Here is a 12,749-nt window from a genome sequence, read left to right on the forward strand (position 1 = left end):
GCTAGAGCCTCAGACGAAGCAGATCTTGCGATCAAGCTCTCCGAGCGACTGCACACCTGTTAGCAGCGCCCTTGCCTCTTCCTTGTCTCGATTCATCTGCTCGACAAGGGGATCGAGGCCGTCGAACTTCAGTTCAGGGCGCAGGTAGCCGAAGAAGGATACGGAACAGATCTGCCCGTACAGGTCGCCGCTGAAATCGAAGAGGTAGGTTTCGAGCAGCGGCGCACCATTGTCGGTGACCGTCGGCCGCCGACCGTAGCTGGCGACGCCGTCGTGCAGCGTACCGTCATCAAGACGGAAGCGAACGGCGTAAATGCCCGCCTTGAGATCGGCTTCGGCCGGCAACCGCATGTTCGCAGTCGGGAAGCCGAGCTGGCGCCCTAGCTTCTCGCCGCCGATCACTTCCGCTTCGACGGTATAGTGATAGCCGAGCATCGCCGCTGCCTCGCTGACATTGCCGTCTTTCAGCAATTCGCGCACATGGCTCGAGGAGACGACGTCAGTATTCTCGTCACGAAACGCGTCGATCAGCGTAACGCCGAAGCCGTATCTCTGGCCGGCTTCCATCAGGAAGGCCGGACCGCCTTCCCGGCCTCGGCCGAAATGAAAGTTGAAGCCGGTCACGACCTCTGAGGCGTCAAGCCAGTCCTTGAGGATCGAATGGATGAAATCGTCGGCCGAACGCTGCGAAAACTCCCTGTCGAAGGGGTATTCAATGACGGCGTTGAAGCCGATCGCTTCGAGAAGCCGAGCCTTGAGCGGCGCAGGCGTCAGGCGAAAGACCGGCTGATCGGGCCGGAAGACCGTACGCGGATGCGGCTCGAAGGTGAGGACAAGCGCCGGAATGCCGCGATGCCGCGAAATCTCCAAAGCCCGGTTCAGCACGGACTGATGCCCACGATGCACGCCGTCGAAGTTGCCAATGGCGACCACGCCGCCACGCAGCTGGGCCGGCAGTGGTTCACGGGTTTCGTTGCGGTGAAAAACGGTCATCGGCTGGCTTTTCTTGTGCTGAGGTCTTTATGCGAGACGAGGCATCCACCACTTCGGTGATACTTTTTCGCGCTCCAGAAAGGCCGTCAGGATGGCTTCGTCCGTCTCTCCGTTCAGCGTGTATTCCTTCGCGTGGATGCCGCCGCTGATATAGAGGAGGTCGAGGCCGTAATCGAGAGCACCGCGAACATCGGTCGGCATTCCGTCCCCGATTGCAAGGACACGGCCCTTCGGAAATTCCCCATGGGCGTCGCGGGCAACGGACAATACGGCGTCGTAGATCGGCTTGTGCGGCTTCCCGGCAATGCGGGTTTGCCCACCGAGCTGATTGTAGTATGCCGCCATCGCGCCGGCGCAGGGGATGATCTTGTGGCCGCGCTCGACAACCAGATCGGGGTTGGCGCAGATCATCGGCACGCCGCGCACCTGAAACGCCTTCAGCATCTCGGTATAGTCTTCGGGCGTCTCGGTTTCGTCGTCGAAGAAGCCGGTGCATACAACGGAGTCGGCATCCCCCGCATCGACGCGCTCCACGCCAAGCCCCTCGATGATCGCCAGATCACGTTCCGGCCCGAGAAGAAATACCTTCTTCGGCCCCTCGGCAATGAGGCCCCGCGTGACATCGCCCGACGTGACAATCCGATCGTAGGCGCCATCCTGGATGCCGATCTGCCGGAGCTGTGCCACCACCTGCGGAGCAATACGCGGCGAATTGGTGATGAGAACAACGGTCAACCCCTCGCCGCGGGCCGCTTCCAGCGCGGCAGCCGCCTTCGGGAACGGATCGACGCCATTGTGCAAGACACCCCAGACATCGCAGAACACCGCGTCATACTGGCTGGTGATTTCCGCAAAGTTTTCGATCCGCTTGGCCATTCCGATGTCCCGATGTCGTTAAGTCACGGGTGACATCGCAAAGGCCTGCCGGGATGGCAAGGCATTTTGCGCTGCGGCTGTAAAAAACCGAAACGAGCCGACTAGAGGACGGCGGCGGCAGCCTTGGCCAACAGGCCTGCGGCGGTGGATATGCCAATCACCGTCAGGATGCCCTTCTTGAAGCGAAACAGCAGAACGGACGCCAGCAAGAAGATCACGAGCGCGGCGGCATCGAGCGTCCCCCACTGCGGCCAGGCAACGCTGATGATCGGCAGGCCGGTCTTGCCGGAAAAGAGTGCGACGCGGCCAACTTCGGCAAAGAGCACATGCAGGCCGAACCAGAGCGCAAGATTGAGAATGACGCCGACGACCGCAGCCGTAATCGCCGAAAGGGCGGCAGAGAGCTTCTCGTTGTTGCGCAGCTTCTCGATGTAGGGAGCCCCGGCGAAAATCCAGATGAAGCTCGGCACGAACGTCGCCCAGGCAGCGAGGAAGGCGCCGAGAACGCCACCGGCAAGGGGCGCCATCGCAATGGGATTGCGATAGCCAGCGAGGAAACCGACGAAACAGAGGACGAGGACAAGCGGCCCAGGCGTCGTCTCGGCAAGCGCCAGTCCATCGAGCATCTCGCCGGGCTGAAGCCACGCGTAGTGGCCGACGGCAACCTGCGCGACATAGGAAAGCACGGCGTATGCGCCTCCGAAAGTGATGACGGCCATCTTGGAGAAGAAGATGAAGACGGCGCCGAATACATTGGTTTCGCCGCTCAACGTTTCGGCGATCAGGTCCATCGGCGCGTCGAGGCCACGAATGAAGAAGAGCGGTGACTGCCAGACGAGGATCCAGAACACCAATACCACGAGCGGCCTTGCGATCGCATGCGGCGTGACTGCAGGAAGTCGTCCGCGGCGGGCGGTTTGCGGCATCGGCGTTGCCAACCCACGCTGGCGATACTTCATCCACAGCAGTCCTGCTGCGCCGGCGAGGACAATGATGAGAGGAAACGGCAGGTTCAGCATGAAAAGCGCCAGGAACGAGGCGCCGGCCACATAGTAGTGAAAGCGCTCCTTCAGAGCCCGGCGGCTCACCCGGAGCAAGGCCTCGATGACGATGGCCAGGACCGCAGCTTTCACTCCGAAGAAAAGCGCGGGAAGCCAGGCCGCTTCCTGAAAGACGGCGTAAAGGCTCGACAGGATCAGGATGAGCAGAAAGCCCGGTAGTATGAACAGCAGGCCGGCAATCAGCCCGCCACGGACACCGTGCATCAGCCAGCCGATATATGTGGCCAGTTGCTGGGCTTCGGGGCCGGGCAGCAGCATGCAGAAATTAAGCGCGTGCAGGAAGCGTTCCTCAGAGATCCAGCGCTTCTCGTCGACAATGGTCTTGTGCATGAGGGCGATCTGACCGGCCGGCCCGCCGAAGCTCAGGCAGCCGATCCACGCCCAGACGCGAACCGCCTCTCGCAGCGCTGGTGCCGCCACGATGTCTTCTGCCGCGATCGCCTTATTCACGGTTGCCGCCCCTCTTGCCCCAAGGCGCTCGATATCATTGGCACGTCCTTACGACAATCCTAGCGACAGGTGGGCGGCAGTGATCTCTTTCGAGGAAAGAAGCTTAGGGAACGGTGGTCACCGCACTGCCTGTCGCACTTCCGACAAGGATATGCTGTTAAGCCTGCTTGAGAAGACGGCGAAGAAAAATTCAGGCCGTCCTTGACTCCCCGATGGGCCACTCCTAAATGCTGCCTCGCTAGCACTCCCCAATGGCGAGTGCTAACACCCATCCGTGCGGGCCGCTCTCGGCCTGCGAGTGTCATTTGATCGAGGGATTAGACAATGGCAAGCACCAACTTCCGCCCCCTTCACGATCGCGTCGTCGTTCGCCGCGTTGAGTCCGAAGAAAAGACCAAGGGCGGCATCATCATTCCGGACACCGCCAAGGAAAAGCCGCAGGAAGGCGAAATCGTCGCCGTCGGTTCCGGCGCTCGTGACGAGTCCGGCAAGGTCGTCGCTCTCGACGTCAAGGCTGGCGATCGCGTTCTGTTCGGCAAGTGGTCCGGCACCGAAGTCAAGATCAACGGCGAAGACCTTCTGATCATGAAGGAAGCCGACATCATGGGCATCATCGGCTAATCAGCCGTTTTCCCTTTCCGATTTTAGCCACGGGCCCAAAGCCCGGACAACTCGAATTCAGGAGTTTCAATCATGGCAGCTAAAGAAATCAAGTTTGGCCGCACAGCGCGCGAAAAGATGCTCAAGGGCGTCGACATTCTCGCTGACGCAGTGAAGGTAACGCTCGGCCCGAAGGGTCGTAACGTCATCATCGACAAGTCCTTCGGCGCTCCGCGCATCACCAAGGACGGCGTTTCGGTCGCCAAGGAAATCGAACTCGAAGACAAGTTCGAAAACATGGGCGCCCAGATGGTCCGCGAAGTTGCTTCGAAGACCAACGACATCGCCGGCGACGGCACGACGACCGCAACGGTTCTGGCCCAGGCGATCGTTCGCGAAGGCGCCAAGGCAGTTGCTGCCGGCATGAACCCGATGGACCTGAAGCGCGGCATCGACCTCGCTGTCGCTGAAGTCGTCAAGGATCTCCAGGCCAAGGCCAAGAAGATCAACACGTCGGAAGAAGTCGCACAGGTCGGCACGATCTCCGCAAACGGCGAAAAGCAGGTCGGTCTCGATATTGCCGAGGCCATGCAGAAGGTCGGCAACGAAGGTGTCATCACCGTCGAAGAAGCCAAGACCGCTGAAACCGAACTCGAAGTCGTCGAAGGCATGCAGTTCGACCGCGGCTACCTCAGCCCGTACTTCGTGACCAACCCGGAAAAGATGATTGCGGACCTCGAAGACGCCTTCATCCTCCTGCACGAGAAGAAGCTCTCGAACCTCCAGGCCATGCTGCCGGTTCTCGAAGCTGTCGTTCAGACCGGCAAGCCGCTCCTCATCATCGCTGAAGACGTCGAAGGCGAAGCGCTTGCTACGCTCGTCGTCAACAAGCTGCGCGGCGGCCTGAAGATCGCTGCTGTCAAGGCTCCTGGCTTCGGCGATCGCCGCAAGGCCATGCTCGAAGACATCGCTATCCTCACTGGCGGCACCGTCATTTCCGAAGACCTCGGCATCAAGCTCGAATCCGTAACGCTCGACATGCTCGGCCGTTCGAAGAAGGTTTCGATCTCCAAGGAAAACACCACGATCGTCGACGGCGCTGGCGCCAAGTCCGACATCGAAGGCCGCGTTGCACAGATCAAGGCTCAGATCGAAGAAACCACTTCGGACTATGACCGCGAAAAGCTGCAGGAACGCCTTGCCAAGCTCGCTGGCGGCGTTGCCGTCATCCGCGTTGGCGGCTCCACGGAAGTCGAAGTCAAGGAAAAGAAGGACCGCATCGACGACGCGCTCAACGCGACGCGCGCTGCTGTTCAGGAAGGCATCGTCCCCGGCGGCGGTATCGCCCTGCTCCGTTCTTCCACGAAGATCGCTGCAAAGGGTGCAAACGACGACCAGGAAGCTGGCATCAACATCGTTCGCCGCGCCCTGCAGGCTCTGGTTCGCCAGATCGCTGAAAACGCAGGCGACGAAGCTTCGATCGTTGTCGGCAAGGTCCTCGACAAGAACGAAGACAACTACGGCTACAACGCCCAGACGTCCGAATATGGCGACATGATCGCCATGGGTATCGTCGACCCGGTCAAGGTTGTTCGTACGGCTCTGCAGAACGCAGCTTCGGTTGCTTCGCTGCTGATCACCACCGAAGCCATGATCGCCGAGCTGCCGAAGAAGGATGCTCCTGGCGGCATGCCGGGCGGCATGGGCGGCATGGGCGGCATGGACATGATGTGATAGGCGCAAGCCTATCGCTGAAGCGTCCATAAAGCTTCACCGATCTATCTCCGGTTTCCCCGGAACAGGAAGGGCGGTCTTCGGACCGCCCTTTTTGGTTTGGGCGTGCGATTCGCGGAACAGCAACTGTGTTCGTTTTTCAATCCTCAGAAAAAACGTTTAAGCAGCGATGTGAGCATGCCTCGCGTTATTCGAGGCTTTCGCAAGGCTTGCGCGCTTGCATTTTTTCTACCGCGGACTGCTTTCCTCGCTGACGCAATTTCGTGCATGTTTTTTCACACAAATGGCAGGTGAAACCGCTTACACCTCAGAAAATTGTCCACCTTTGGTGCTTTCTGCGCCCCTCGAGCAGTTTTCCTGCCGTTTTTCCACTCACAGTGGAGACCGGCACTATGCAAAAAGCAGATTGCCGTTTGCATAAAAGCGCCTATAAATCCGCGCTGCATTCGGCGCGCGTTCATCCGCCGACGGTCGCGATCCAATTCGCTGCCGACCACGGGAACGCGAGGGCGAGCTCGGGAAAAACCCCTCCAGAAAATATACCATAAGTTGTGCGTTTTTCCCGCGGAATTGGAAGCGGCTCCGTTAGCAGTGCCGACATCCAGACCCCATTTCGCAGGTGGCCGAGCATGATGCGCGGCGCAGCATGAACCTGCCCATTCTTGCCGGACGTGCAGCGGGGGAAGCTGTACCTAAGCTGGGGAAAAATTTGTTCAAAATTGCTAAAACCACCACCGCGGCACCGCTCATGCCGGGTTCACTCGACGTCAGCAATCACGACCCTGACCTGCTGGCGCAGTTTTCCATTTCCGAGACCTGGGTCGGAGATTTTTCCACGGGCATCATCCACCTGAAGGAATGGAGCGCGATGCTGCACGGGCTGCCGGCGCGTGAATGCGGCCTTGTCAGCCTTATGCGCTGCTACGACCCGAAGGATCACGATCACATCCTGGACCTCTTCGAGCAGGCCGCGACTCTCTCTTCATCGTTCTGCTTCTCGACCACGATCATGATGCCGAATGGCTTCCGCCAGCCCTTGTTCTGTATGGGCGAGTCGAACGGTCATGATGACGCCTCCCATGGCAGCTTGCTCGGCGTTTTTGTCTTTCCGCGATTCAAAACCAACACCGGCAGCGAGTTCGCGCGGCGCCAGTAATACCTTCCGCGCACAAAAAAGCCGGCCCCTGAAAGGCCGGCTTTTGTCGTTGCCATGTTTCGGCTTATGCCGGGCGCGCCGGGATGTTGAATCCCTTCTCCGATGCCGGCCTGGCGATGCAGCGGTCGAGCCAGTCCACGACCGCCGGAAAGCTCTTGTAGTCAAGCACTTCGCGTCCGCCATAGAAAATGTCGGCGCCGCGCAGCCATGGGAAGGTCGCGATATCGGCGATGGTATAGAGATCGCCCATGATCCACTGGCGGCCCTGGAGGCGCGCTTCCAGCACGCTCAGCAAGCGCTTGGATTCGTCGCGATAGCGCTCCATCGGGTAGGAGTTGTTGGCGACCTTGTCGGCCGCAAACTTGTAGAAGTGCCCGAATTGCCCGAACATCGGTCCGATACCAGCCATCTGGAAGAAGACCCACTGGATCGTCTCGTAGCGCCCTGCTGCGTCTGATGGAATGAGCTTGCCGGTCTTCTCGGCGAGATAGAGCAGGATCGCGCCGGACTCGAAAATGCCGATCGGCTTTCCGTCCGGACCATTGGGATCGATGATCGCCGGAATGCGGCCGTTCGGATTGAGCGACACGAACTCAGGCGATTTCTGGTCATTGGTGTTGAACGAGATCAGGTGCGGCTCGTAGGACAAGCCGAGTTCTTCAAGCGCGATCGATATCTTCACGCCGTTCGGCGTCGGCAACGAATAGAGCTGGATAACGTCGGGGTTCGCTGCCGGCCAGCGCGTCGTGATCGGAAAAGCGGAAAGATCTGCCATTGGGGTCTCCATCTTGGGTGGCCGACCATAGAAGAGGGTTATTGCCAATGGCAAGCCGCCATCGCGACCGATGCGTCGTTCAATAATAGAGAACAAAGCGTCCGCTTCCGTCTATCTTTTCACGACGGCAAAAAAAGGCGACAAAACGGCATCCGAGGTTGAAACCGTGCCGGGGGCACAGAGACCTCAAACGTCATTCACAAACGGAGACTTTGTCCCATGTCGAATACCAATAACGCCATCATTCTTGTTGCTCGTATTCTCCTCTCCTTCATGTTCATCTATGCCGGCTTCGGCAAGCTGACCGATCCGGCTGGCACGGCCGGCATGATCGCCGGTGCTGGTCTTCCGGCCTCCAGCGCGCTTGCCTATCTCGCAGGTGCCTTTGAATTCGTGACCGGTCTTGCCGTCCTCGTCGGCTACCAGACCAAGATCATCGGCTGGCTGCTGGCCGCGTTCTGTGCATTCACCGCCATTGTCTTCCACCTGCCTACGGTCAACGTTCCGGACTTCCCGGCTGCTGCCCTCGGCTGGATCAATGCCCTGAACCAGATCATGGTCATGAAGAACTTCACGCTGGCCGGCGCTTACATCTTCCTCGCGATCGTCGGCCCCGGCCTCTATTCGCTCGACGCACGCCGCGGCGTCTACGCAGTCGCCTAAGCCATCAGGCTCCTCCCAAGCATAAAAAACCCGCCGTCAGCTGACGGCGGGTTTTTTTACGTTTCGGTCTGACGATCGCTCAGAGTGCCGAACGAACGGCGTCGATCAGCCGCTGAACAGTCGCATCGCCAGCGTGGGTTTCCTTGCGCGCCCGGACGAAGCAGGCCTCCGAGCGAAGGATGACGCCGTCGGACAGGACCTTCAGATTATTCGCGCGAAGGGTAGAGCCGGTCGAGGTGATGTCGACGATGATATCGGCTGATCCCGAGGCAGGCGCCCCTTCGGTTGCCCCCAGGCTCTCGACAATCCGGTACAGCTGGATGCCGTGCTGGCTGGAGAAGAATTGCTGCGTCAGCCGCCAATATTTCGTGGCGATCGCCAGACGGCGGCCGTGACGGGCGCGAAAATCGGATGCAACGTCGCCGAGATCGGCCATGGTGTCGACATCGAGCCAGATTTCGGGAACGGCAACCACGACATCGGCATGGCCGAAGCCGAGCCGCGCGCAGACCTCGACGCGCTTGTCAGCCTCCGCCAAACCTTCGCGAACGAGGTCTTCGCCGGTGACGCCGAAATCGACGGTGCCGTTGCCAAGCTCGCGAGAAATCTCCGAAGCCGAGAGGAAGGCGACTTCGACGTCGTCCCAGCCTTCGACGCGTCCGCGATAGGAGCGATCGTTGCCGACAGCGGTGATCCTGATGCCGGCGCGTTCGAAGATCGCCGAGGCATCGTCCTTCATCCGGCCTTTGGAAGGCAATGCGATGGTAATCGTCATCAGGCAGCCCTCTCCGCTTCGATGCGATCCAGCCAGAGCGAGAAGCCAACGGCGGGAATGCGTTCCTTGGCGCCCAAGAAGGTCATCAACCGGTCAAAACGACCGCCACCGGCGAGAACGGCCGAAGTGCCCTGCACGCCGATCTCGAAAACCAGACCGGTGTAGTAATCCAGTGGACGCCCAAAGGCTGCGCGGTAGTCGATCAGCGCCAGATCGACGCCGGCATTGGCCAGAGCGGCCACACGGCCGTCGAAGCGCGCAAGGGCGTTGCCAAGCTTGAGGCCCGCGGCATCGGCAAAACCGGCCAGCGCGGCCGAGGCATTGATCAGCGGCACGTTCAGCGACAGGAACTCCTCCAGCACGCGGAAGGCCGCATCATCAAGGCGCGTTTCGGAGAGGATCAGCTTCTCCTTCAAGCGGCGCGCGATCTCCAGCGGCGAGCGGCTCGCATTCGTCGAATAGCCGGTCGCCTGCATCGTCGCATCGATGTGTGCAACAAGCGCTGCTTCATTGTCGGCGGCAATCAGACGCGCGATCTCGTCACTGAGCCCGGTCACGAACTGAGGGCTGACGAGGCTCGCCAGCAGAGCTTCGAGCTGACTCATGTTGCCGAAGGCATGGATCAGCCGTTTCTGCCACCCGAGCGGCAGACCAAGCGCCTGTACGACTGCCTCAAAGACGGCCTGGTCGCCCAGCGTAACCGAAAGATACTTGCCGGGAACGACGCGCTCCAAGACGCCGATCGCGTCACCGATCGCCCGTGCATCAGCAGCGGCTATGTTGATGTCGCCAAGATCCTCGATCCCGGCCTGATAGAATTCGCTCCCGCCTTCGCGCCGTTGGCGGAAAACTTCACCGAGATAGGAATAGCGCTTCGGCGTGCCGGTGGCGCTCTCGATATGGCGCAGACAGACAGGGATCGTGAACTCCGGCCGCAGGCAAAGACTGGCGCCCGTCTCGTTTTCGGTCATGAAGATACGCCGGCGAAGATCCTCACCGGCAATATCAAGAAACGGTTCGGCCGGCTGGATGACGGGCGTATCCACCCGCTCCGTCTTTCGCGCCGCAAACTCTGAGAGAAGCTCGCCGGAAAAGTCCGGCAGATTGATCAGGGCCATCTCAGCCCGCCCTATTCCGGTCTTCGGCCTGCGCCGCCAGAATTGCCTTCACCTTGGCGACGAGGTCGCCTTCCGCAACCGTTTCCTGGGCAACACGGGCCTCACGCCAGCTGGCATTGTCCTCGATCTCGCCCGACAGGCGCTTGCCCTCGATCAGGTCCTTGATCTGCACGACGCCCTGCGCCCGCTCGTCACCTCCCTGGATGATGGCGACAGGGCAGCCGCGGCGGTCGGCATATTTCAACTGGTTGCCGAACTTCTTCCAGTTGCCCTGGAACATTTCGGCGCGGATGCCGGCGGAGCGCAAGTCCTGCGTCATGCGCTGGTAGCGGCCCATCGCGTCGACATCGCCGTCCATGACCGTGACCAGAACCGGCTCGATGGCCTCGGCCTGGCCGAGCTTGCCAAGGTTCTTCAACGCCGTCATCAGGCGGGAAACACCGATGGAGAAGCCGGTAGCCGGCACCGGCTGGCCCATGAAGCGGGAGACGAGGCCGTCGTAGCGACCACCACCGCCAACGGAACCGAAGACGACCTTCTCGCCCTTCTCGTTGGTGACATCGAACAGAAGCTCGGCTTCGTAGACGGGGCCGGTGTAATATTCGAGGCCGCGCACGACCGACGGATCGATCTTGACGCGGTCGGACTGGTAGCCCGCGCTTCTGACCAATGCGCCAATGAAATTCAGCTCTTCAACGCCTTCAGCACCCTTGGATGTGCCGGCAACGAGTTCCGCCAACTGGGCTGCGCTTTCGGCATAATCCTTGATGCCGACAAAGAAGAGGACCTTGTCGATCTGGCTCTGGTCGAGGCCTGCGCCCTTGGTGAAATCGCCGGACTCATCCTTGCGGCCGGGGCCGAGCAGGAGTGCCACGCCCTCAGGACCGAACTTGTCGAGCTTGTCGATGGCGCGCAGCACGTTGAGGCGCTGGCCGACCTTGTCATCACCTCCGAGACCGATCGCTTCGAGAACGCCGTCGAGAACCTTGCGGTTGTTGACGCGGATGACGTAATCGCCGCGCTTGATGCCGAGGGCTTCCAGCGTATCGGCCATCATCATGCACATTTCGGCATCGGCCTGCACGCCGGGAGCACCGACGGTATCGGCGTCGAACTGCATGAACTGGCGGAAGCGACCTGGGCCTGGCTTCTCGTTGCGGAAAACGTAGCCGGCGCGATAGGTGCGGTACGGCAGCTGGATCTCGTTGAAATTCTCGGCGACATGACGGGCGAGCGGCGCCGTCAGGTCGTAGCGGAGCGACATCCACTGCTCGTCGTCATCCTGCAGCGAGAAGACGCCTTCGTTCGGCCGGTCGGCATCGGGCAGGAACTTGCCGAGCGCATCGGTGTATTCGAAGAGCGGGGTTTCGACAGGATCGAAACCATAGTGCTCATAGACTTCCCGGATCTTCGCGGTCATTTCGTTGACGGCGCGAATGTCGGCTGCCGAACGATCGACGAAGCCGCGGGGAAGTCTGGCCTTGAGCTTTTGTGGTTTCTTCTGCTTGTCGTTCATTTCCAAGGTATTCCGCTCGCTGTGACAGTGGCGGTTTCCTAGCGGAAAGGGCCGGATGCGGCAAGGGCGAAGGCCCTTGATCCGGAACACAGAATCGATTGAACGAGTAGGAATGGATCGAATGGCAGGAGCTCTATCATGATCGCGGAGGCGCTTCTCTATGCCGCGACCGTTCCGGTGACGCTGAAGGCGCATCGCCGGTTCATCCGATACTCCGTCAATCTCTGGTCCCGCGCCGGCCGCTGCAGCCGGCAATGGGCAGAGCACGAGGAGAGGAGCAAGGACGCCATAAGGAGCGCCATGACCGGCCTGCGGCAGAGGAGAACGGCGGTCATCCTGGGATCCGGCTTGCTGCGCGACGTACCGATCGAGGAGCTGGCCCAGACGTTTGATACTGTCGTGCTCGTCGATCTCGTGCATCTCGCCTCGACACGCTTGTGGCTGCGGCGGAAAGGCTACAAGAACGTTCGGCTGATTGAGCGCGACCTTTCAGGCTATGACGACCTCGCGGCGGGCAGGCAGCCGGAACCCCTCGCCTTCCTGAGAACCGTTCCGTATGTCGACTTCGTGGTCTCGGCCAATCTCCTCTCGCAGATCGGTCGAGGCGTGAAACGACGCTTCGAGGCGGAGCAGGAAGGCGCCCTGCCCGCCGATACTGTCGCACAGCTGATCCAGGCGCACCGGTCGGCATTGGAAGCGGCGCCTTGCAAGACTTGCCTGATCACCGATGTCTCCTATGCCGTCATCGACCGCACCGGGAAGGTCCATGAAGAGGCCGACTTGCTGCATGGTGTGTCGCTGCGATCGGTTCAAGCCGACTGGACATGGCCCGTGGCGCCGATCGGCGAGGAAAGCGCCGACTATCAGATCGTGCACAAGGTTGTTGCGGCATATTGAGCGTCGGCTCGTCCGAGCCCGGGTCTCGCTCGGGGCGATGTCGCCAGTTCGAGCACCGCCGACGTGTCCTTGGTTGACAAATGGCAGGCAGCCCATAGTCTGCGTGTACGCCTTTGAAATCGCAACCGCTCGAGG

General features: G+C 60.6%; 12 protein-coding genes. 5 read left to right on the plus strand and 7 right to left on the minus strand.

Going from position 1 to position 12,749, the window contains the following annotated elements; genetic code table 11:
- Nucleotides 1–9 precede the first annotated feature (9 nt).
- The 3 genes from FHT76_RS11835 to chrA form a co-directional block, all read right to left on the minus strand.
- Nucleotides 10–993: a bifunctional riboflavin kinase/FAD synthetase gene (locus FHT76_RS11835; RefSeq protein WP_183860039.1), complete on the minus strand. Its 984-nt coding sequence runs from the start codon at nt 991–993 to the stop codon at nt 10–12.
- 27 nt (nt 994–1,020) lie between these two features.
- A complete protein-coding gene (locus tag FHT76_RS11840; protein ID WP_183860041.1) occupies nt 1,021–1,869 on the minus strand; it encodes a TIGR01459 family HAD-type hydrolase in 849 nt (282 codons plus the stop codon).
- Nucleotides 1,870–1,970: 101 nt separating this feature from the next.
- Nucleotides 1,971–3,380 carry a chromate efflux transporter gene (gene chrA / locus FHT76_RS11845; RefSeq protein ID WP_183860043.1) on the minus strand — a complete coding sequence of 470 codons (1,410 nt, stop codon included), beginning with the start codon at nt 3,378–3,380 and terminating at the stop codon, nt 1,971–1,973.
- Nucleotides 3,381–3,704: 324 nt separating this feature from the next.
- Here chrA and groES point away from each other — a divergent pair, with 324 nt between their 5' ends.
- The 3 genes from groES (at nt 3,705) to FHT76_RS11860 (ending at nt 6,870) form a co-directional block, all read left to right on the plus strand.
- Complete coding sequence (gene groES, locus FHT76_RS11850; protein ID WP_004675403.1) at nt 3,705–4,001, plus strand: co-chaperone GroES; 297 nt, start codon at nt 3,705–3,707, stop codon at nt 3,999–4,001.
- Nucleotides 4,002–4,073: 72 nt separating this feature from the next.
- On the plus strand, nt 4,074–5,714 hold the full coding sequence (gene groL / locus FHT76_RS11855) for a chaperonin GroEL (RefSeq protein ID WP_183752439.1): 1,641 nt from the start codon (nt 4,074–4,076) through the stop codon (nt 5,712–5,714).
- A 709-nt stretch (nt 5,715–6,423) separates the two neighbouring features.
- Nucleotides 6,424–6,870 (plus strand): hypothetical protein, encoded by a 447-nt coding sequence (locus FHT76_RS11860; protein WP_183860748.1) that lies wholly within the window; start codon nt 6,424–6,426, stop codon nt 6,868–6,870.
- A gap of 64 nt (nt 6,871–6,934) precedes the next feature.
- On the opposite strand, the gene FHT76_RS11865 is transcribed toward FHT76_RS11860, so the two are convergent.
- Entirely contained in the window at nt 6,935–7,645 is a 711-nt protein-coding gene (locus FHT76_RS11865; protein ID WP_183860045.1) for a glutathione binding-like protein, read from the minus strand.
- 219 nt (nt 7,646–7,864) lie between these two features.
- On the opposite strand from FHT76_RS11865, the gene FHT76_RS11870 reads away from it, so the two are divergent.
- Nucleotides 7,865–8,308 carry a DoxX family protein gene (locus tag FHT76_RS11870; protein ID WP_183752443.1) on the plus strand — a complete coding sequence of 148 codons (444 nt, stop codon included), beginning with the start codon at nt 7,865–7,867 and terminating at the stop codon, nt 8,306–8,308.
- Between the two features lie 79 nt (nt 8,309–8,387).
- On the opposite strand, the gene hisG is transcribed toward FHT76_RS11870, so the two are convergent.
- The 3 genes from hisG to hisS are packed head-to-tail and all read right to left on the minus strand — an operon-like array spanning nt 8,388 to nt 11,717.
- Nucleotides 8,388–9,083: an ATP phosphoribosyltransferase gene (gene hisG, locus FHT76_RS11875; protein ID WP_183860047.1), complete on the minus strand. Its 696-nt coding sequence runs from the start codon at nt 9,081–9,083 to the stop codon at nt 8,388–8,390.
- Nucleotides 9,083–10,201 (minus strand): ATP phosphoribosyltransferase regulatory subunit, encoded by a 1,119-nt coding sequence (locus tag FHT76_RS11880; protein ID WP_183860049.1) that lies wholly within the window; start codon nt 10,199–10,201, stop codon nt 9,083–9,085. Before FHT76_RS11880 ends, hisG begins: the two co-directional genes overlap by 1 nt.
- 1 nt (nt 10,202) lies before the next feature.
- Complete coding sequence (gene hisS, locus FHT76_RS11885) at nt 10,203–11,717, minus strand: histidine--tRNA ligase (protein WP_183860051.1); 1,515 nt, start codon at nt 11,715–11,717, stop codon at nt 10,203–10,205.
- Nucleotides 11,718–11,855: 138 nt separating this feature from the next.
- On the opposite strand from hisS, the gene FHT76_RS11890 reads away from it, so the two are divergent.
- Entirely contained in the window at nt 11,856–12,614 is a 759-nt protein-coding gene (locus FHT76_RS11890; protein WP_259185604.1) for a hypothetical protein, read from the plus strand.
- Nucleotides 12,615–12,749 lie beyond the last annotated feature (135 nt).

This window comes from Rhizobium sp. BK176, assembly GCF_024808055.1.